This is a genomic window from Paenibacillus sp. YN15 (assembly GCF_003285005.1).
Lineage (GTDB): Bacteria > Bacillota > Bacilli > Paenibacillales > NBRC-103111 > Paenibacillus_AR.
This window is the reverse complement of record NZ_QMFA01000036.1, coordinates 1-20,170: the sequence shown is the minus strand read 5'-3', so window position 1 is coordinate 20,170 and position 20,170 is coordinate 1. Positions and strand designations below refer to the sequence as shown.

Sequence of the window (20,170 nt, the reverse complement as noted above, 5' to 3'; positions counted from 1 at the left end):
CACCGCTTCTCCGGAGGGAGTCCTGACGGCGAAATAATAATCACGGAGCGCCAGATCGCTGCCGCTGTCATTGGCAATAACCGCTTCAAAGGTGCATAACAGCGATCCTCCCTGGCCGAACACCCGGGCGCCGGCGATCTCCAGCGTCCTTCCCTCTCCCAGGCTGATCGAAGCTTCGGCCCTATCCTCCGGCACATGCTGCACCTGCGCTTGCCCCTCCGCCGCCAAAACCGGAGGGATGTTCGCCGGAACCGCCGTCAAGGCCAGGACAATGGCCAGCCCAAGTCCGATCTGTCGTATGGGGTGCATCAGCATGCCCGCCTTCCCCCTCTTATTCATTCAAATAGGTTTCCACCCGGTTTTGGATCATGCTTGCAGTCGCCTGCACCGATTTGCCCTCGTTCACAAAGGCCGCCAGCTCCTCCTTGACAATCTTCATCACATTGGGGTCCCCCGCCGCGTACCGGTTGGCCTTCCCCATCAGCGCCACCATCTCCTTTAACTGCTCCTCGCTGACCGCCGTCGACGGCGCTGCCCCGTTGGGACCGCGCAGCTTCAGCCTGCCGCTGGACAATTGTTCGATTGTCTTGCGCAGCTGCACATCCAGCGAAGCCTTGTGGACCGGAATGCCTCCGATGGCAGGCAAGGTCTGCACCGTCTCCGACAGAAGGAATTGAAGGAACTGCCAGGCTTCATCCTTGTGCTTGGACTTTTCATTCATGCCGAAGAGCAGATCGGAGGAAAACGCAAACCCTCCGTTCCCGCCGCCATCCGACGGGGTATTGTAAATTTGCGCCTTGCCGCCGTAGGCCATCTGGGGCAGGGTGAGCAGCTCTGTGGCCGACCCCAGCTCCGCCGACCGGAATATATCCTTGCTGTCATTGGACATGGCAGCCTGCTCCAGAATCAAACCCTGCCCATACATGCCGCGCACCATTTCCAGCAGGGAGATAAATTGGGGGGTATTAAAAGCCGCCTTTTTCCCCTGCACCAGGCTGCCGTATTCACTCTCCACCATATCCGCCAGCAGGTTCGCCTGCTTCACGCCTGTCCAGATCGACGTTGCCGCGCCGGATTGCACCAAGGATTGGCCCATCTCCATCATCTGCTGCCAGGTCCAGGACGCATCGTCCACCTTGATTCCGCTCCCGTCCAGAAGAGGCCCGTTGCCCAGAGTCAGATTGGATTTAAAATGGACAGGCAGCGCATAGGACTTGCCCTCCAGCTTAAGCGCGTCGAATACTCCCGTATAGTATTCCTGCGGGTTCAGCCCCTTGCCGATCCAGGGGTCCAGCGGAGCCAGCAGCTTCTTGTCCGCATATTTGGCATACGGCAGATGCTCCAAAGCAATCAGATCGCTTCCCTTGCCCGACATCAGCTCCGTATTGACTCCTGTCCGGAATTTCTCGATATCCGCCGAATTGTCCGGCTCCGCTCCGGGGGTTTTGTTCATCATCCGGGTATTGCTGGCCGGAGTAACGGTATAGGCGCGGATTTCGATATCAATATTCGGGTGGGCCTCCTCGAACAGGCGCTCCGCATTCTGCAGAAAAGCATCGCTGTTCAGAACGGAAACCGTCACCGTGGTTTTGCCTCCCGCCGCTTCCGGCGAACTGCCGGCGGCTGCGGGCTCCGAGTCGGTGCCGCAGGCGGATAACGGCACAGCAAGCAGAATAGAAGACAGCAATGCGCAGGTCCAATTGGTTTTCATCTGAATTCCTCTCCTTTTTCCAAGTCCTAATTCAGCCTGACCGGATCGCCATCGCTCACCGGCTGGCTGGCTTCCACGATAATCTTGTCGTTCTTGTTCACTGCGCCGCTGACTGCGGCTTTGGTTGCATCGGCGCTTTCAGTGCGCACGTATTGCTTGACAGCCTTCATCTCATTTCCCAAGGGGCGCTTCGTTTCCCGAACCACCAGCAGATATTCCCCTTGCGCATCTGTCTTGATGGCAGATAAGGGAACCAGCATCCGGGGCATCCCCACCTTCCGGGTCAAGCTGAACTCCGCCGGTTCTCCGCCCGACAGCTTGTCATCGGCAATATCCAGCGTTACCTGCTTCGTGCCGGAGGAGCCTCCGGCTGTTTGGCCGCCCGCCAAGCCCTCATTTCCAATCGCGGACACCGTCCCCTTCACATACCTGGATTCACCGGCCCTGATCCGCACGTCGAGAACCTCGCCCACGGCCAGCTGGCCCGCCGCCTCCGCCTCAACGGCCGCCTCCAGCTCCCAGCCCCGGGAGAGGTCGGACAGCTGCACAACCGCCTTGCCCTGGGAGGGTATCACCCCCTCATCCGCCTCCAGCACCGCAACCAATCCATCGAAGGGGGCCGCCAGCGTCCCGTTCCGGGCGATTTCCTGGCGGATGCTCTCCACCTTGCGGCTTTGGATGGACATATCCAGCTTCAAGGCGGCAATCTGCCGCATAGTCTCCTCCAATGCAGCCGTTTCCCCGCCGATGCCGTTGCGCGTCAGCGCTTTCTCCAGCTTCTCCAGCTCCAGCCGCTGCTTGGCCAGGCGGTCCTCTTCGTCAGCCAAACTTTTCTCCGCTTGGGAGGTATCGAATGTCAGGAGGGTTTGGCCCTTCTTGACCAGCTCGCCCTCTTGAATCTGCACCTGGGCAACCGGCCAGCCGGATTGATGGTACAGGGGGATTGTCCGCTTGGGCGCCACATTCCCCTCCCCTTCGATTTCGTAGGAAAGCTGGCCGATCTCCGGCTGCTCCACGGACACCTTGGGCAGTGTCAAACTTTGATATGTGTTGGAGTAAAAGGTAAATATAATGAGGCACCCGGCAAATATGGCGGCGGCAAGCCGAATGGCCCGTTTCCGCCTGCTGCGGATCAACTCCTCTGAAAGCTCTGTCATCTGTCAGCCTCCCAACCTCTATCCCTTGATCCCCGTCAGTTGAATCCCCTCAATCAGTTCATTCTCCCCGTGCAAAAAGAGGAACAGCGCCGGAGCCATATACAATACGGCGGCGGCAAAGGCTACACTCCGGTCCCCCTGGTTCACCCGTGACAGAAATACGGACAGCGGCTGCTTCAAGGCATCATTCAAAAACAAGAGCGGCTGCTCCACCATATTCCAATTGTCGATGAAGGCCAGAATCTGCAGGGCGGCAATGCCGGGCATGGCCAACGGCATAATAACCGCCGAGAAAATCTTTCCTTGTCCGGCCCCGTCCACCTTGGCCGCCTCCACGTAATCCCAGGGAATCTGGACCATAAATTGGCGGAGCAAAAATACCCCGAAGGCGGAGAAAATTCCCGGAAGAATAATGGAAGGATAGCTGCCCAGCAGCCCAAGCTTGTCCATGGCGATAAAATTGGGCACCAGCGTCACCTGAAAGGGCAGGAGCATGGTTACAATGTACAGAAAGAACAGCGCATCTCTGCCGGGAAATCTCATTTTTGCAAAGGCATAGGCGGCCAGCGCCGCCACGATGGTCTGGCCGGCCACTATGGGAACCGCAAGAAGGGCGGAATTCCAGAACATCTGCAGGAAAAGCGGCTTGACCAGGAGCAGCTCCTTATACTGCTCCAGCGTCACCCAATCGGGAATCCACTTCAGATTGGCATAATCCTCCGGGACGGCGCTTCCTCCCGCCGCATCATAATTCAGGGCAATTTCATTGACCGTCATGAAGGAGTTGGTGATGGTTGCAACAAAGGGCGCCAGCATGAGAACCGACACGATAAGCAGCATTCCCGTAAGCGCGCCTTTGCGCATGTTTACTCGCATGGATAAGTCCCCCTCATTCATTGTGGCGGCGCATTCCTTACTCCAGGGAACGCCTGAACCATCTTTCCGCCTGAAACAGCAGGACCACCAGGGCAATGATAACTGCAGCCATCATGTAAGCCGCCGAGGTCAGCTTCTGGTAGTCCAGCGCCAGAAACATATTGTTCATATAATGCTGCAGCATATAAATGCTGTCATGGGGATATTCCCCGGCAATCAGATAGGTCTCCCGAAATACCTTGAACGCTCCGATTACAGACATCACCGTGACAAAAAACAGGGTGGGAATCAGGTAGCGGAGGGTAATGCCGAACAATTGCCGTATTTTTCCCGCGCCGTCGATGCTGGCGGATTCATAATACTCCCGCGGAATGGCAGCAAGCCCGGCCAGCAGAAGCACAATGTTATACCCCACATTCTTCCAGACGTAGAGCACAACGATGACGCCTCTGGCGCTTGTGCTCTCCAGCCATGGAACAGGCAAGCGGTCCGCCTGGATCAACAGGTGATTCAGCCAGCCGTGGGAAGCGAACAGCACCTGCCAGAACAGAATCACGGAGGCCGCCGGCACTACCATGGGGAGAACGAAGGCGGTGCGGAACCATCTGCGCAGGGGCAGGGCGCGGTTTAGGAGCAGCGCCAGAGTCAGGGAAATAACCATCAGGAGGGGCACGCCCAGACCCGCCAGCCAGGCCGTATTGACGGCGGCCTTGCGGAAGGAGGCGCTGCCCGCCACCTCCCTGTAGTTGCTCCAGCCGGCGAAGGAGCCGTTCACCGGGCTATCCATGAGGGAATAATAAAGCCCTCCGGCGAAGGGAATAAGATAGAACAAGGCAAACCCGATGAGGCTGGGGGCCAGAAACAGCAGGGCGGTCCAGCCGTCTCCCCCCCGCTTGAACAACCGGCGCAGCAGAACCGGACGATGGATGCGTGCTTGAGGCAGCATGAGTGCACCTCCTTTCGCGGATGAATTTGATCCGGCTTCCGAAGTCATCATATCAGCGGATTGTGATTTCTGTGTGACAAGCCCGGGCTTTTTTGCTTTAATGTGGGTGAGGAAGGCCTACAGGAGGAGGACGTATGACAACGGTATTGGTGGTGGAGGATGAGCCCCTCATGCGGGAGCTGATTGCGGATTATCTGAAGGAGGAGGGGTTTCTGGTGGACGAGGCCCGCAACGGGGCGGAGGCGCTGGAGAAATTCGCCCACACTCCGGCGGAAGCGGTGATCCTGGATGTGATGATGCCGTTTTTGGACGGCTTCGCCGTATGCCGGGAGCTCCGCCAGGCCTCGAATACGGTGATTGTCATGCTGACGGCCCGGTCGGAGGAAACGGACAAGCTCTACGGCTATGAGCTTGGGGCGGATGATTACGTGACCAAACCCTTTAGCCCCAAGGTGCTGGTGGCCAAGGTGAAGGCGCTGCTCAAGCGGGCGGGAGCGCGAGGCGGGGAGGAAGCCCCCGCCGCCTACCGGGCGGGGGGACTGGAGATTCGGGAGCATTCCTTTGAATTGCTGGTGGACGGGCAGCCCTCGGAGGTGACGCCGAAGGAATTCGAGCTGCTTTTGTATCTGTATCATAACCGCAATCAGGTGCTGAGCCGGGATATGCTGCTGGACGGGGTATGGGGCTACGGGTACGAGGGAGACGCCCGCAATGTGGACGCCACCATCAAGCGGCTGCGCCAGAAGCTGGGGCCGTATGCCCCGCTTATCCAGACCATCCGGGGCAACGGCTATATCCTGAAGGTCGCGCCATGAAGCTTAAAAGCATCTCCTTCAAGCTGTTTGCCGTCACCGGGCTGGTGTTTATCGGATGTCTGACCATTATGCTGGCGCTTCAGCTTCATTACTTCGAGCCTTATTACGTTCGCGACAAGACAGACGGCTTCCTCGCGGCCTTCGAGGAGAACCGGCAGCGCTTGCTCCGGGAAGCCCCGGAGACCACTGAGGTCCCCTCTTTTTTCTCCCGGCTGGAGGAGGAATATTATGCTATTTCCGCGCTGGTTACTCTAAAGCCCAATAGCTGGGAGATTTCCGCAGGCAAGGGCATCAGCGGCTCCGCGGGCAAGGTGAGCCTGCGCATCGTCAATCCCGATGCGGCCATGAACCGCAGCAGAAATACGCCCTCCTTCCGTCTGCCGGAGCCTCCCCTGGGCCTCTCCTATCCCAACGCCGAGATGGAGAAGCTTATGGCGGGAATCGAGCAGTGGTACAAGAATCCGGAGCGGCGGGAGGAGGTGCTTGTCCGCGGCGGACGGGTTTCCTTCATTGCCGACATTGCCACCACCGGAGGCCAAAGCCGCCAGTTTGTTGTGGCCGCCCCTGTCCGCCTGGACAACGGGGCGGGAACGCTGATGATCGCGGTGTCCTCCCTCCAGCCCGTAGGGGACGCCATGGATGCCTTCCGCAGCTTCTATCCTTATTTCTACCTGCTGGCGGTGGCGGGCATACTGCTGCTGGCGCTATTGTATTCGCGGATGATTGCCCAACCGCTGCTGACGCTGAACCGGACCGCCCAACGGATGGCCAAGCTGGATTTCCGGGAGAAAAGCGGGATGCGCCGCTCCGATGAAATCGGCAGTCTGTCCGACACCCTTAATTTCCTCTCGGAGAATCTGGATCAGGCCCTCTCCGAGCTGCATGAAGCCAACGCCAAATTGCAGGCGGATATTGAAAAGGAGAAGCGGCTGGAGCAATCGCGCCGGGAGTTTGTGGCCGGCGTCTCCCATGAATTGAAGACGCCTGTCAGCCTGATCGGCGGGTTCGCCGAGGCGCTGCAGGATAATGTGGGCAATGGCCAGAAGAGAGAGCGCTACGCCAGCATTATCCGCGAAGAGGCGGCCAGAATGGCCGGAATCGTCAATGATATGCTGGATTTAAGCCAGATGGAGTCAGGGCAGTATACGCTGCATCCGGAGCGCTTCCGGCTTGACCGGCTGATTGGCCAAACGGCGGACAAGCTGCAGGAGCATCCCGGCAATGAAGGCTTGCGCATGGAGACGGAGCTGGCGGAGATTGCAGTCACCGCCGACCGCTTCCGCATCGAGCAGGTGCTCTCCAATTTGCTCTCCAACGCCCTGCGGCACACGCCTCCCGGCGGACGGCTGGGCATCCGGCTGAAGGCGGACCATGAAGAGGCCCGCGTGGTGGTTTGGAACGAAGGCGAACCGATTCCCCCGGAGGAATTGGGGTATATCTGGGATCATTTTTATCGCGTGGAAAAAGCCAGACAACGCGAAGGCGAACACCGCAAGGGCGGCGGCACCGGCATTGGTCTGGCTATCGTGCGGCAGATTATCGGACTGCATGGGGGGCGCTGCGGCGTGCGCAACGTGCCCGGCGGCGTGGAGTTTATGTTCACCATTCCGGCGGGCGATGGAGACGAAGACGACGGTTAACCCGCCGCGAACTGGCTCTCGTACAGCTGCCGGTAGGCGCCGCCCTTGGCCAGCAGTTGGTCGTGGCTTCCCGCCTCCACGATGTCGCCGTTCTGCATATAGAGGATCAGGTCCGCCTCCCGGATAGTGGACAGCCGGTGGGCGATAACAAAGCTGGTGCGGCCTTCGATCATCCGCAGGAAAGCCTCCTGGATGCGCAGCTCGGTGCGGGTGTCGATGCTGCTGGTGGCTTCGTCCAGAATCAGCATGGGCGGGTCCACCAGCATGACCCGGGCGATGGTGAGCAGCTGCTTCTGGCCCTGGGACAGGCTGTCCCCCGTCCCGCTGATAACGGTGCGGTAGCCGTCGGGCAGGCGGCGGATAAAGCTGTGGGCATTGGCCGCCCGGGCCGCCGCCTCCACCTGGGCATCGGTGGCATCGGGTTTGCCGTAGGCGATATTGTCCCGGATGGTGCCGCCAAACAGCCAGGTGTCCTGCAGCACCATGCCAAAGGAGCGGCGCAGGCTGTCCCGGGTCATTTGTTTGATATTGACGCCGTTTAAGCTAATTTCTCCCCGGTCCACATCATAGAAGCGCATCAGCAGATTGACCAGGGTGGTTTTCCCCGCTCCGGTCTGGCCGACGATGGCTACCCGGGTGCCGGGCTTCACCGTCAGGCTGAAATCGGAGATCAGCGGGTACTGCGGATTGTAGGCAAAGGCCACATGCCGAAACTCCACTGTGCCCTGGACAGGCTCCGCCGTAACGGCATCGGCCGGCTCCGGCTTTTCGGGGGGCATATCCATAATGGTGAAAATCCGTTGGGCGGAGGCCGTAGCAGACTGCAGTTGAGTCAGCACGCCGGTGATTTCGTTGAAGGGTTTGGCGAACAGGTTGGCATAAATCAGGAAGCTGGACAAGCCGCCTACGGAAATCTTCGCCATGATGCTGGCAACGCCTCCTACCATGGCAATTACGGAGAAGGTGACATTGTTCACCAGCCGGGTAGTGGGATTGGCCAGGGAGCCCAGGAACTGAGACTTTACCCCCGCCTCATAGAGGCGGTTATTTTTTTCTGCAAATTGCTCCATGGCCCGGGCTTCATAGTGGAAGGCCTGGACAATCTTTTGGCCGCCTACCATTTCCTCCACATAGCCGTTCAGTTCGCCCAGAGTTTTGGCTTGCTCCCGGAACAGCTTCTGCGACCGGGTGGTAATGCAGCGGGCGGCATAATAGGCCGCGGGTGCGGACAGGAGCACAATCAAGGTCATTAGCGGACTGATATAAAGCATCAGCGCGATGGAGCCTGCGATGGTGACAACTCCCGTAAGAAGCGAGGAGAAGCCCTGCTGCAAGCCGTCGGAGATCATGTCCATGTCGTTGATGAAACGGCTGATGCTGTCCCCGTGGGGATGGTTGTCGTGAAAGGACAAGGGCAGCTTGCCGATATGTCCAAAAAGGTCCTGGCGGAGGGCGTCCACGGTTTTGTAGGCCGCCTGGTTCATCAGGTAAGCCAGGAGCCAGCCGAACAGGCTGCCTGCCCCGTAGATGACGCCCAATATGAGCAGGATGCGGAGCACGGCGGGGAAATCCACCTGTCCCGCTCCCGTCATGGCATCCACCGCTTTGCCGATATAATAGGGCCCCGCCAGGCTTGAGGCCACGCTTAGAATGGCGCAGACAGCGGACCAGTACAGGATGGAGCGGTAGCGGCCCACGTAGCCCAGCAGCCTTTGCCAAATTTGTCTGGTTGTCATGATACGGCCTCCTCTCCCGAAAGCTGGGACTGGCAAACCTCTTGGTACACCTGGCAGCTTGCCAATAGCTCCCCGTGGGTGCCCAGTCCCGCTATTTTGCCGTCATCCAGCACCAGGATGCGGTCGGCGTGGCGGACAGAGCTAACCCGCTGGGAGACGATGAGCAGCGTTTTGCCGACTGCGGTTTCCCGCAGCGCCTTGCGCAGGGCGGCGTCGGTGGCGTAGTCCAGGGCGCTGGCGGAATCGTCCAGGATGAGGATCTCCGGCTTGGCCGCCAAGGCCCGGGCAATGGTCAGGCGCTGCTTCTGGCCGCCGGAGAGGTTGAGCCCGCCGCGGGCCAGCACCGTCTCATAGCCCTGGGGCAACTTGGCGATAAATTCCGCCGCCTGGGCGGTGCGGGCCGCTTCCTCCACCTCCTCCGCTGTGGCTTCCGGCTTGCCCCAGCGGATATTTTCCGCCACGGTGCCGGTAAACAGCATCGCCTTTTGGGGCACCACGCCGATCAGGCTGCGCAGCTCCTCCAGGCGGTAAGCTCTGACATCCGCGCCGTTGACCCGGACGGTTCCCTGCACCGGATCATAGAACCGGGGAATCAGGTTTACCAAGGTGGATTTGCCGGAGCCTGTGCCGCCGATAATGCCGAGGGTTTCCCCCCGGGCGATGGAGAGGGAAATGCCATCCAGAGCCAATTCGCCGGTGGCGCTGTAGCCGAAGGAAACGGACTCGAAGGCAATGGCCGGAGGTGCGGAGGGTACCTCCGGCAGAGCGCTTGTGAGACGGGGCGCATGAGGCGATGCACTGGCACTGGACTCAGCGGAACGCCCAAGGGCAGGTACTCCCTGTGCGGATGGCGCGGCTGTCCCTTTACCGTCGGCAATGGAGGCCGGGGTGGCCAGCACCTCGCTGACCCGGGCTCCCGAGGAGGCGGCCTTGGTGAAAATAATGACCAGATTGGACACTACAATCAGCGCCAGCAGAATTTGCGTGACATAGTTGATAAAGGCAATAATTTCCCCTTGGGACAAGGAGCCGCTGTCGATATGAAGGCCGCCTGCCCAGAGGATCAGGATAATGGCGCCGTTAACCACCAGGGAGGTGGCGGGATTGAGCAAAGCGGCGATGCGCCCCACATGGATGGCGGTTCCGGCGAGATCCCCGGAGGTCTCCTTAAACCGCTTCTGCTCCTCCCTGCCTTTGGCGAAGGCCCGGATCACCCGGGCTCCCGTCAGATTTTCGCTGAGCACCCCGCCCATCCGGTCCAGCTTGCCCTGATAACGGCGGTACAGGGGAGCCGTACGGCTTATAATAAAGTACAGAATGACGCCGATGATTGGCGCAGATACCAAGAGAATCAGCGACAGCCGCAGATCCAGGATCATGGCCATGATGATGGCGCCGATGCAGATGAAGGGCGCGCGGATCACCAGCCGGATCAGCATGGCGACAGCCAATTGCAGTTGGTTCACGTCGCTGGTCAGGCGGTTGATGAGGGAGGACGTGCTGAACCGGTCCACCTCCGCATAGGACAACGAGGAAATATGCTTGAACAGCGCATTGCGCAGATCGGTTCCGAAGCCCTGGGACGCCCGGGCCGCATAATGCTGGCACACCAGCGAGCAGCCGTAGCCCAGAATGGCCATGCCGATCATCAGCGCCCCCATTTGCAGGACATAGGCCTCATCCCCCCGGGCAATGCCGTTGTTGACGATCAGGGCCACAACTGTAGGCAGCAGCAGTTCCAGCACCGCCTCCAGCAGCTTGAAGAACGGGCCGGCAATACATTCTTTGCGGAAGGGCTTGAGAAAGCCCACAAGCTTAAACATGTCAGCATCACACCTAACGTAAATTTCTTATGCACGGTCAGTTTATCTGCTCTGCATTATCCCACAGACGGTGATATATGAAAAATATTTGTTTTATATGCCGGTCATACTTTTATCGTATATAATGAATGGACATGCCGCCAGTCAAAGAGGAGGATGATGCTGATGGATATCCGCCAGCTCCGCTATTTTTTGACCATTGCCGAGGAAGGGCAAATTTCCGCCGCCGCCCGGAAGCTGCGGATGGCCCAGCCGCCCTTAAGCCAGCAGCTGAAGCAGCTGGAGGAGGAGCTTGGTGCCCGTCTGGTAGACCGCGGTCCCCGCAGCCTGCAATTGACCGAGGCCGGGGCCATTCTCCGCAACCGGGCTGAGGAGATTTTGGAGCTGACGGATGCCGCCGCCCGGGAAATCCGCGATTTGGCCAAGGGCATGAACGGCACTCTGACCATCGGCACCGTCTCCTCCTCGGGGGAAGCCTTGCTCAAGCGGGGGCTGGCGGAATTCCACCGGGCTTATCCCGGGGTGAGCTTTGAAATCCGGGAGGGCAATACCTTCAGCATTATCGAGATGCTGGGCAAGGGCCTGGTGGAGGTGGGCATTGTCCGCACCCCCTTCAACCCCGGCAATCTGGGCTGCAAGTATGCCTCCCCCGAGCCGATGATCGCAGTGATGACGGCGGAGCTGGACTGGAGTCCCGGCTCGCCCCATGCGGAGCTGAAGGAGCTTGCAGGCAAGCCCCTTATTATATACTACCGCTTCGAATCCTTAATCCGGGAGAGCTGCCAGGCCCACGGCTTTGAGCCGGCTTTTTTCTGCCGCAATGACGACGCCCGCACCACTTTGCAATGGGCCAACGAAGGTCTGGGCATCGGCATTGTGCCCCGCTCGGCCTTCGGTCTGGGCAGCAACCGAAACCTGCTCCACAAGGAAATCCGCTGCCCGGAGCTGACCACCAGCGTAGCGGCCATCTGGAACAAGGACAAATATTTATCCTCCCCCGCCGCGCGGTTTTTGGAGCTGTTTCATTAGGGCCGGATCGGTTCTGGCGCGTCATATTTCAAGTGTGCCCCGGCGCAGGGAAATTTCTCCGGCGCAGCGCTCTCCGGCCCTCTGGACTCTTCTGACTCTCCCGATACTCCCGACTCTCCGGACACACGATCCGTTATTTCACAAAAATAGCCCCTTCTGCAGATTTCGCGGACATACGATTCGTTATTTGCCCGCGAAGACCCTCCAAACACCACTTTTCCGCCGCATAACGGATACTCTGTCCGCCCAGCCGGATAAACGCCGCTTTTTCGCAAAATAACGGATTCTGTGTCCGCACCCGCCGCGCCCCAACCTGCACCTCTCCACGCAACAAAAAGACAGCCCGACAAACCCGGCTGCCTTTCCTGTTCTTTTGCGTTTACTCCGGCTTCCGGAACACGGCCACCAGCGCCGTAGAGCCGGTCTGGTATGGCTCCTGCTTGTACCCCCCGTACAGCTCCGGCACAGGCAATCCGTACTGCTCGGCAATATGCAGCAGCTCCTCGCTTTGCATCGGCAGGAGGCGCACACTGTTTTCGTATACCTCCTGAGCGCCGTCCTTATCCAGCGTGAGCCGCCCCTGGAACAGAATCCCGTCCTCCTCCAGCTCATAGAACCGTCTGAAGGTGAGAGTCCCCTCCGCCAGACTCCGCTCAATCACCGGCAGCTCCTTCACCCGGTCGCGCAGGATGCGGTCGTAGTTGACGTTTTGCAGGATCAGCGTGCCTCCGGGCACCAGCCGGTCATACATCTGAATGACGGACTCGGCAATTTCCGTCAAGTCATTCAAGTGGACCAGGGAGTTGCCAACGCACAGCACCGCATGGTAATACTCCGCAGGAAGACGGTCAAGCCCTCTCATATCCATCAGCAGGGTTTCAAAGGAAGGCGCTTCTCCCGCCTGCTGCTTCGCCCTGATCCGCTGCACCATGGAAGGGTCCACATCCAAAGCCGTCACCTGGTAACCGGAGCCGGACAAAGCCGCGGCAAGATTGCCTGTTCCGGCAGCCACATCCAGTATCCGCCCGTAATGGGGCATATATTGCTCCACAAACCGCTGCTGATCCGGGGAGTAGGGAAAAATATCATCATAATAACGGCTTAGCGTTTCATAAAAGCTCATGCCTGCTCACTCCCTTTATAAGCCTCACTCCAAGTTTACCCTGATATCAGTATACCTGTTTTTGAGGTCATTCAATAATTGGTTAAATATGGTTTTAACTTAAAGAGAATACCATATTACCGAGGGAACGGCAAGCGAACACCTATGGAAGCAAAAACGGCCTTTCCTCCGTGAAGGAGAAAGACCGTCCTCTTTTGTGAATTGTTACTACCAGGCGTCTACTGCTGAAGATAATATCTGCGCAAAGGCTCCTGCAGCGCCGCATAGCCGGTGGTGTATAGCTTTTGGTAAGCTTCATGCCGTCCGGGGTCCGCCGTGACTCTCCCCGTACCGCTTTTGTCGATAGCCGCCGCGGCTGCCTCTGCGCTTTCGTATACACCGGCGCCGATGCCTGCGGCCATGGCTGCGCCCAAAAGCGTCGCCTCGGGAATAGGCGGCAGCTCCAGAATAAAGTCGGATACATCCGCCTTCACCTGCAGCCAATGTTTGTTGCGGGTGCCGCCGCCTACCACCTGCAGCCGCTCAATGGGGCTTCCGGCAATCTCTTCCGCCGACCGGCGGATGGCCTCCAACTGGTAGGCGGTCCCCTCCAGCACGGCCTTGATAATATCCCCCTGCCCATGCTCCTTGCTCAGCCCGATAAACGCAGCCTTGGCCCGGGTTTCCGGTGCAGGCGCCCCGCTGCCGCTCAGATAGGGATAATACAGGATTCCTGTGGGGCCGGAGTCCGTTTCCTCCAAAAGAGCCAGCAGCCGCTCATAGGACATCTGCTCCTCGCTAAGCTGAGTGCGCAGCCACTCCACCGAACCGCCGGAGGAGGAGTTACCCCCCATCCAGAAATAGCGGTCCTTGGCCACGTGGCAGCCGAAGGACAGCCCGGACTCGAACTCCTTGCGGCCCAGGGGCTTCTCCTCCATGGTGCCTACCAATGTCTCGGCGGTCCCCATGGAGTCGTAGATGACCCCCTTGGCAATAGCCCCTACCGCCAGCGCCGCCACCACATGGTCGTGCCCGGCGATGGCAACGGGTATCCCCTGGCGGAGCCCCGTGGCGGAAGCAGCCTGGGCGGTTACCCCGCCGAGGGTGGCGCCGGAGGGACGCGCCGCCGGATAAATAGCCGGGTCAATGCCGAAGCTTCTGAGCCACGGCTCATCCCAGGCCTTTTCGTCGATGCGGAAGGCATAGGTACGGGCAGCCAGGGAATAATCGAAGCCCAACTCGCCGCACAGCCGGTAGGCCATATAGCCGGAGGCGGACAGCCACCGGGCATTGGGGGTAAAAGCCTCAGGCACATGCTCCTTCAGCCAAAGCAGCTTGCACAAGCCCAGCTTGAAGCTCAGATGAAGGCCGCTGGCCTGAAAACGCTGAAAGGTATCGCATTGGGAGCGGATCAGCTCCGCCTGGGGTTTGGAGCAGGTATCGAACCAAGGCATGAAGGGGGACAACGGAGCTCCGGTCTCCTTGTCGATTAACAGCCCGCTTTCCGCCATGCTGGTGATGCCGACAGCTTCAATTTCTTCCGGACTCACGCCGCGGGTCACTTCCCGGATGGCAGAGGACACAAACTTCCACATCTCCTCCGGGTCATAGTAGAACTCGCCCCGCTCGTTCTGGTGCGTGGCAGTCGGCCGGCTGGCGATAGCTACCGGCTTGCCGTCTTTGGCGAACAAACCGGCCTTGCTGTTGGTGGTGCCCAAATCAATGCCAAGGAGCATCTGACTTCCTCCCGTATTCGTATTCATCCGTTTCTCTTGTTTCATTCTATCCTGTAGAACAGCAAATTACAATCATTGGTACGTACCAATTTTGCAAAACAAAAAAGCCTCCGCCTCCGCGAAAGCGCGGAAACGGAAGCCATGGGAACGGTTCTTTATTTAGAGGATTCTAATAAATGGTAGTATGCCCAGTGTCCGGAATCCAAATCAGTAAAGCCCTTCTTCCCGGCCAACTGCTCCGGATTGGGAGTGCGGCCCAGAGCCCGGTTCAGCAGTACGATGGTTTCCGCACGGGTAATGCTTTGGTCGGGACGGAAGCTGCCGTCCTCATAGCCATTCACCCAGCCTGCAGCTGCCGCTTGCTCAATAGCCGCCTTGGCCCAGTGGTTGCCGGAATCGGAGAAGCCGACGGTGCCTTGGACCGCTGTCTTCGGCAGGAATTGCACCAGAATGGTGACCAGCTCTGCCCGGGTCATGGGAGCGGCAGGACGGAAGGTACCATCCTCGTAGCCGTTAACCAGACCCTTTTGCAGGAAATACTGGATTGCCGGGGTGGACCAGCCGGAGGAAGACAGATCCTTAAAGGAGGCTGCTCCTGTTGTTTGGCCCTTGTCCGTGTTCACCAGCAGCCCATAGAACAAGGACAGTACCTCTTCCCGGGTAATCCGGTTGTCCGGACGGACTGTTCCGTCTTCATAGCCGCTCAGATACGGCACAGATTCCTTGGTCAATTGAAGCCCGTTGGGGCCCTCCAATACCGTCTTGGGCTCTGCCGGTTGGGTCGGCCCTGGAACAGACGGAGTGGACGGATTTCCCGGTGTTGAAGGATTTTCCGGCGTCGACGGCTCTTCCGGTGTTGATGGCACCGGCGCCACGAATTTCAGGAAATCCCCAAGAACAATGTTGCCCTGCGCATCACGGGACGGAACCACAGGCGTTAAGCTCTTAAAGTTGCTGTCGCTCAAGGCCACTCCCGATTTGTTGGCGGACTTGGAGCCATTGAACAAATAATTGCTGTCCGAGGCCAAGGTGGCCGGATAAGTGTCCGCCGCTGTATAGGACTTCTGGTAGGATACAAAGCCTTTCAGCTGGAAATCCGGCGTAATGCCTGTATAGGTGGACAAATTCAGATTGCCTCTGGCATTGTCAAACCCGATGTTGTTTTCAACGATGAGACCCGGGTTGCTATTGCTGGTGTAGCCGTATGCCCCGTTGCCGAAAGCGATGCTGTTGCGGATGATATGCGGCACATGAATGCCTTCGCCGCCCAGCTTGAAGCCATTTTTATCGCCCTTGCCGACTTCGCCGTTGGTCAGGGTGCCATTGTTGTAAGCAATGCTGTCCTCAATAATAACAGCCCCGATGGCTCCGGTACCGGCTTTGGTGTACAGATCCCAGCCATCATCGATATTGTTATGGGCAATACAGCCACGGAATACGTTGCCCTCGCCCACAGTCAGCTTGGCGGCAAAGCCGTCGGCATTGTTCTGGGAGGGGTCCTTGTTGTCGAAGGAGGTGCTGTTCAGAATCAGGTTGTAGGAAGGCCAATCCGCCTTGTTATCGGAGCCGTCCGTACGGCTGATTTGCAGACCGGTGTCCCCATTTTCATAGAATCGGCTGTCTTCCACAATATTGTAGCTTCCGCCTACAGTAAAGCCCTTGGTATTGGCGGCGGAACGGGCGAAATCAATGCCCTTCACATGCCAGTAGTTGCCCCCCAAAACAACCCCTTCAGACTTCTCGTCGAAGTCAATGACCGGACGGGTTCCGGGAGCCGCCACCAGGTACTTCATGGCATCTGCCGTACCGTCATTATACTTGTTGATAAACAGCGGAGAACTGCGCTTGTATACACCCTCCTGGAGCACAATGGTTTGGCCCGGCTGGACAAAATCAATCGCTGTGTCCAAATCCAGCGGACTTTCCGCTGTTCCTTCACCTTGAGCCGTACCCTGCGGAGTGACGATCAGATCGTTGCCATTACCGAAGGACTTCAGGGTAACGGTGAAGTTCTTGACGATCTTGCTTTCGGAGGTAAGAAACTGTGTATTATCCGGCAAAAAGGTGATGCTGAAGGTGTTCTCGCCATTCACCAGAGTAACGGGTACAACCGTTTGTGCGCCCGCTTGCACCGGAGCATCCTGTCTAATCTCTTCCTGGCCTTTGCGCACAGTCAGTGTCCCATCCACATTGGCCAATACCCGAAGGTCGTAGTCCGCTGTGGATGCCCGGCTCAAAGAGACCAGATCGAAATTCGGTTCTATCGGTTGGGCAGGAGCTTCCACCTTGGGAGCATCTGCTGCCGCTGAAGTCACCTTAAGCTGAATGTTGCTGACTTCAATGGTAGCAAGCCGTGCTGCATAGAAGCCTACATACATTTTGGAATCCTGCACCTTCAAAATGTCCGGTTCAAAGAACATTTCACTCTTTCCATCGCCAATCTTGCCGTAGAACCCGCTGTTGGTTTTGCCCAAGGTAAGGGTGTACGGAGTATTGTCCGGTCCCGGTCGGGCGTTGTTCAGCATGATCTTCTGAATGCCTTTGCTGCCTGCCCCGTCAGGAGAGGTCACACCGGTACGGACAAAAAGCTGTGTGCCATTGGCATTGCCGGTGCCGCCGCTGTAACCGCCGATTGCTGCGATATTGGAGGCGAATACGCTGGAATCCTTGGCTGTTCCGATGGCGTCTCTGGCCATAATGCCGAAGGACTCCTGGCCGTCATGAGGAGTTTTGGCATAGACCTTGACATTGATGGTAGCCGAAAGCTCAAAATTATCATTCTCCGCATCCAACTCTGTGTAGTAGAAGCTGATGCCGTCATGGTCGCCGGTAACCTTGCCGGCGCCTTCCAGAGCAACGATCTCCACTGTGTCATTCTCTTTTACGGTAACCGTATTTTTGGTAGCAGAGGTGGATTGTCCGAACTCAATACTCTTCCAAACCGGAGCCTGGTCATTCCGTACGGCAACCTTCAGCACCGTAGGGGCAGGACCTTCAACTACCGGAGTAATCGGCAGTTCATAAATGCCTGCTTTGGTTTTATCATAAGCGGTTGTATCCAGGATGTAGTCCTTACCCAGAATCAGCGTCTCCCGGTCGCCATTGTCATAAACCTTTGCTACCTTCAAGCCGATGGGATCAAAATCTTCCTCGACCTTGTAGGTGGTTTTGGGGTAGGTCTTTACTTCCAATCCGGTTACGGATTTGGCCTTGACGGTTATAGGGAACGTGGTCTGCATTCCCCGGAAGCTGACAATCACATTGTAGGTACCGGCAATAGACATATCCGGCCCGCTAACACTGTACTCCCCGTCCATAATTCTGACCTTGCTGCCGTTACTGTATTGGGCATACAAGATCATTCCGTCCATCGTCAAGATTTCATCAAGGAAATAGCTGGTTTTGGCCGGTGTCTTTGCGATTTCCAGACCTGTCAGCGTATCCGCTTTCACCTCAACCGGGAATGTTGCAGTCTTAGTTGGAGTTTCCAGAGATTTCACGGTAACCATTTGCTGGCCTGGAATCTCGAAGGTATATACCGCATCCGTTACGGTAGCTCCCGTAATCGACAAGGCATACTTGTCCGGCGTAATTTCCGCCGTTACTCCGTTATTGTAGTCGCCTGTCACAACCATTCCCGCACTGTCAAAAGCGTCTCCGACATAATAAACCGTTTTGGCCGGGAGGTAGGTGACCCTCATATCCACCACGTCCAGCTTGATCACGGTAACGTCAAAATAAGCTTCTGCGCCTTTATAGCTCACGGTAACCGTTTGGGTGCCCAATTGGTCGGGGTTGTAGCCCGTCACCATGTACTCGTTCGGCTGCAGAACCACACTCTCACCGGTACCGTAAACCTGCGCCGTTACCGTAAGTGTGGACAAATCCAAGGGCTGATTCAACAGGTATTGGGATTTGGCGGCGGATACTTGCAGCCCTTGCGGGGGCTGGTCCACCTGAAGGGAAATGTCGCTGAAGGTTACTTCAGCATCACGGGCCACATAAAGACCGGCATAAAGCGTATCCGAGAACATGTCGTTCATGGGAATAATGATGCTTTCACCGTTAAGAGAGAGCTTGTATGCGTTTCCGTTCTTTTGGATAGAAAAGTCGTAGACACCACCAACCTTTGTTTGCGGAGGTGATTGAAAAGCCAGCTTCGTTTGTTTAGGCTGCTGAGTAGCTCCCTCTTTTTTCATATAAAAAGGCTTCAGTACCAGATTATCATCGCCGACTGCAATATAATTATCACTTTTTGTAAGACCATCGTTAAGCATAAGGCCAAACGATACTTGTTTATTATTGTCGAAACTACGGTAGCTTTTAATTTCCGCCTTAGCGGACAGTGTAAAACTGTCCGTGTTCTGCAATTCTTGGTAATAGAACGAAACGCCAATTTCTGTAGAAGCAATTTTCCCGCCCTTTTCCAAAGCCTTTACAGTAACTGCTCCTGTCGCGTCATCCACCTCTGGAACAGGATTGTATGGTTCACCGACACCTGCGCCAAAGGCCTGAAACTGCCATTCACCAGAGTCGACCCCTGTATCCGCATATACCGGAATCGCTGCGATGGTCAGCAACAGCAGTAAAGCTAGGAATGCTGGAAGAATGCGCTTTCTTTTTCTCATGTTCACGTCTCCTTCGTAAAAAATTTGTAGCAATAAAGCGGCAAAACAACTTCCTTGCTGAACCATGTTGGCGTTTTCACACCATGCGTCGAAACAAATATTTATATGTTTCACGTTAACAACACCATTATAAACCAAGTTTTAGAGAATATAAATGCTTTTTTATAAAATGTTGTCCTTTGGTCAAAACGGACATGTATTGTCCAATGAGAAAAATGCCTGCGGCATCCTTTGGAGCTGCGCATTTATCAAGATGTTTGAGGCTGGCGGACTGTGGCTCCGCTATTTCACTAAAACCTGCCTCTTTTTCTCCCCCGCGGACTCACTATCCGTTAAATCTGAAAAAACGGGGGAATTCCATGCTTCTGGAGCAAAATAGCGGAACGTCTGTCCATGTAAATCTAAAAACGGATCAAATTCGGAAAATAACGAATCCTCTGTCCGCCCAACTGTGACGAGGATAAACGCCTGTCGCATCCTTTGACAACCTGCGTTTGTCGAGAGTCGAGCCGCTTACCGCAGGGCAATTGCATCAGGCCAAGGTAGAGGGAGCGCAGAAACCAGGTTTTCGTATCCAGATTTTGTATGCGTCAGAAGGACAAAAGCTTCCTGAATGTCCGTTGGAAAGTGGACATTGCGGCTATAGAGGTCGCTCCAGGATACACGTCTATATATAGTTGTTGAACATCGTTTGTTTCCCGTATATTGTGTTTTGTGAGCAAAGTAGGGGAGGGGAGAGTTACTCTGCTCATGTCCACTGTATGAAAGACAAAATTCGCAAAATGTCTACTGCCAAGGAACAGAACCACAGCGCAACCGCGTTAGAAACGCATAGGGGCGTGTTCCGTACAAAGTCTAATGCAATTGCCCTGCCGTCCCGATATATGCTTTCTGGCGTGACTTCAGTCATAACCACCGGCTTAGCCGGTGGCTTCCATCAGCCCTATAAGGGCACGGTACTAGCACGCGCC

The 20,170-nt window shown here is 57.0% G+C and carries 12 protein-coding genes and 1 pseudogene; 3 read left to right on the top strand and 10 right to left on the bottom strand.

Going from position 1 to position 20,170, the window contains the following annotated elements; all coding sequences use genetic code 11:
* Positions 1–331 precede the first annotated feature (331 nt).
* Genes DQG13_RS23010 through DQG13_RS22995 form a run of 4 tightly spaced genes read right to left on the bottom strand, consistent with a single transcriptional unit; the run spans position 332 to position 4,690 of the window.
* Entirely contained in the window at positions 332–1,711 is a 1,380-nt protein-coding gene (locus DQG13_RS23010) for an ABC transporter substrate-binding protein (RefSeq protein ID WP_113022521.1), read from the bottom strand.
* 26 nt (positions 1,712–1,737) lie between these two features.
* Positions 1,738–2,868, bottom strand: a complete 1,131-nt coding sequence (locus DQG13_RS23005; RefSeq protein WP_113022520.1) for an efflux RND transporter periplasmic adaptor subunit — start codon at positions 2,866–2,868, stop codon at positions 1,738–1,740.
* A gap of 18 nt (positions 2,869–2,886) precedes the next feature.
* The gene (locus tag DQG13_RS23000) at positions 2,887–3,744 is read right to left on the bottom strand and encodes a carbohydrate ABC transporter permease (protein ID WP_113022519.1); all 858 of its coding nucleotides are present in this window, start codon (positions 3,742–3,744) and stop codon (positions 2,887–2,889) included.
* Between the two features lie 37 nt (positions 3,745–3,781).
* Positions 3,782–4,690 (bottom strand): carbohydrate ABC transporter permease, encoded by a 909-nt coding sequence (locus DQG13_RS22995; protein WP_113022518.1) that lies wholly within the window; start codon positions 4,688–4,690, stop codon positions 3,782–3,784.
* A 134-nt stretch (positions 4,691–4,824) separates the two neighbouring features.
* Here DQG13_RS22995 and DQG13_RS22990 point away from each other — a divergent pair, with 134 nt between their 5' ends.
* Positions 4,825–5,505, top strand: a complete 681-nt coding sequence (locus DQG13_RS22990) for a response regulator transcription factor (protein ID WP_113022517.1) — start codon at positions 4,825–4,827, stop codon at positions 5,503–5,505.
* On the top strand, positions 5,502–7,145 hold the full coding sequence (locus DQG13_RS22985) for a sensor histidine kinase (protein WP_113022516.1): 1,644 nt from the start codon (positions 5,502–5,504) through the stop codon (positions 7,143–7,145). The genes DQG13_RS22990 and DQG13_RS22985 overlap by 4 nt, the downstream gene beginning before the upstream one ends.
* Here DQG13_RS22985 and DQG13_RS22980 read toward each other — a convergent pair.
* Both DQG13_RS22980 and DQG13_RS22975 read right to left on the bottom strand, forming a co-directional pair.
* Positions 7,142–8,881, bottom strand: coding sequence for an ABC transporter ATP-binding protein (locus DQG13_RS22980; RefSeq protein ID WP_113022515.1), 1,740 nt, complete (start codon positions 8,879–8,881; stop codon positions 7,142–7,144). The genes DQG13_RS22985 and DQG13_RS22980 overlap by 4 nt on opposite strands.
* The gene (locus DQG13_RS22975) at positions 8,878–10,704 is read right to left on the bottom strand and encodes an ABC transporter ATP-binding protein (protein WP_113022514.1); all 1,827 of its coding nucleotides are present in this window, start codon (positions 10,702–10,704) and stop codon (positions 8,878–8,880) included. Before DQG13_RS22975 ends, DQG13_RS22980 begins: the two co-directional genes overlap by 4 nt.
* Before the next feature lie 165 nt (positions 10,705–10,869).
* On the opposite strand from DQG13_RS22975, the gene DQG13_RS22970 reads away from it, so the two are divergent.
* The gene (locus DQG13_RS22970) at positions 10,870–11,733 is read left to right on the top strand and encodes a LysR family transcriptional regulator (protein ID WP_113022513.1); all 864 of its coding nucleotides are present in this window, start codon (positions 10,870–10,872) and stop codon (positions 11,731–11,733) included.
* A 379-nt stretch (positions 11,734–12,112) separates the two neighbouring features.
* On the opposite strand, the gene DQG13_RS22965 is transcribed toward DQG13_RS22970, so the two are convergent.
* The 4 genes and pseudogenes from DQG13_RS22965 to DQG13_RS32040 all read right to left on the bottom strand — a co-directional run.
* Complete coding sequence (locus DQG13_RS22965; RefSeq protein WP_113022512.1) at positions 12,113–12,856, bottom strand: class I SAM-dependent methyltransferase; 744 nt, start codon at positions 12,854–12,856, stop codon at positions 12,113–12,115.
* A 218-nt stretch (positions 12,857–13,074) separates the two neighbouring features.
* Positions 13,075–14,571 (bottom strand): FGGY-family carbohydrate kinase, encoded by a 1,497-nt coding sequence (locus tag DQG13_RS22960; RefSeq protein WP_113022511.1) that lies wholly within the window; start codon positions 14,569–14,571, stop codon positions 13,075–13,077.
* A 155-nt stretch (positions 14,572–14,726) separates the two neighbouring features.
* On the bottom strand, positions 14,727–18,614 hold the full coding sequence (locus DQG13_RS22955; RefSeq protein WP_181592937.1) for a bacterial Ig-like domain-containing protein: 3,888 nt from the start codon (positions 18,612–18,614) through the stop codon (positions 14,727–14,729).
* A 267-nt stretch (positions 18,615–18,881) separates the two neighbouring features.
* Positions 18,882–19,199, bottom strand: a pseudogene (locus DQG13_RS32040) (hypothetical protein); the annotation flags it as partial.
* Between the last annotated feature and the right edge of the window lie 971 nt (positions 19,200–20,170).

Bases quoted from the DNA above. Each gene is read 5' to 3' on its own strand.
- DQG13_RS23010 (WP_113022521.1), bottom strand. From the start codon at position 1,711: ATGAAAACCAATTGGACCTGCGCATTGCTGTCTTCTATTCTGCTTGCT.
- DQG13_RS23005 (WP_113022520.1), bottom strand. From the start codon at position 2,868: ATGACAGAGCTTTCAGAGGAGTTGATCCGCAGCAGGCGGAAACGGGCC.
- DQG13_RS23000 (WP_113022519.1), bottom strand. From the start codon at position 3,744: ATGCGAGTAAACATGCGCAAAGGCGCGCTTACGGGAATGCTGCTTATC.
- DQG13_RS22995 (WP_113022518.1), bottom strand. From the start codon at position 4,690: ATGCTGCCTCAAGCACGCATCCATCGTCCGGTTCTGCTGCGCCGGTTG.
- DQG13_RS22990 (WP_113022517.1), top strand. From the start codon at position 4,825: ATGACAACGGTATTGGTGGTGGAGGATGAGCCCCTCATGCGGGAGCTG.
- DQG13_RS22985 (WP_113022516.1), top strand. From the start codon at position 5,502: ATGAAGCTTAAAAGCATCTCCTTCAAGCTGTTTGCCGTCACCGGGCTG.
- DQG13_RS22980 (WP_113022515.1), bottom strand. From the start codon at position 8,881: ATGACAACCAGACAAATTTGGCAAAGGCTGCTGGGCTACGTGGGCCGC.
- DQG13_RS22975 (WP_113022514.1), bottom strand. From the start codon at position 10,704: ATGTTTAAGCTTGTGGGCTTTCTCAAGCCCTTCCGCAAAGAATGTATT.
- DQG13_RS22970 (WP_113022513.1), top strand. From the start codon at position 10,870: ATGGATATCCGCCAGCTCCGCTATTTTTTGACCATTGCCGAGGAAGGG.
- DQG13_RS22965 (WP_113022512.1), bottom strand. From the start codon at position 12,856: ATGAGCTTTTATGAAACGCTAAGCCGTTATTATGATGATATTTTTCCC.
- DQG13_RS22960 (WP_113022511.1), bottom strand. From the start codon at position 14,571: ATGCTCCTTGGCATTGATTTGGGCACCACCAACAGCAAGGCCGGTTTG.
- DQG13_RS22955 (WP_181592937.1), bottom strand. From the start codon at position 18,614: ATGAACGACATGTTCTCGGATACGCTTTATGCCGGTCTTTATGTGGCC.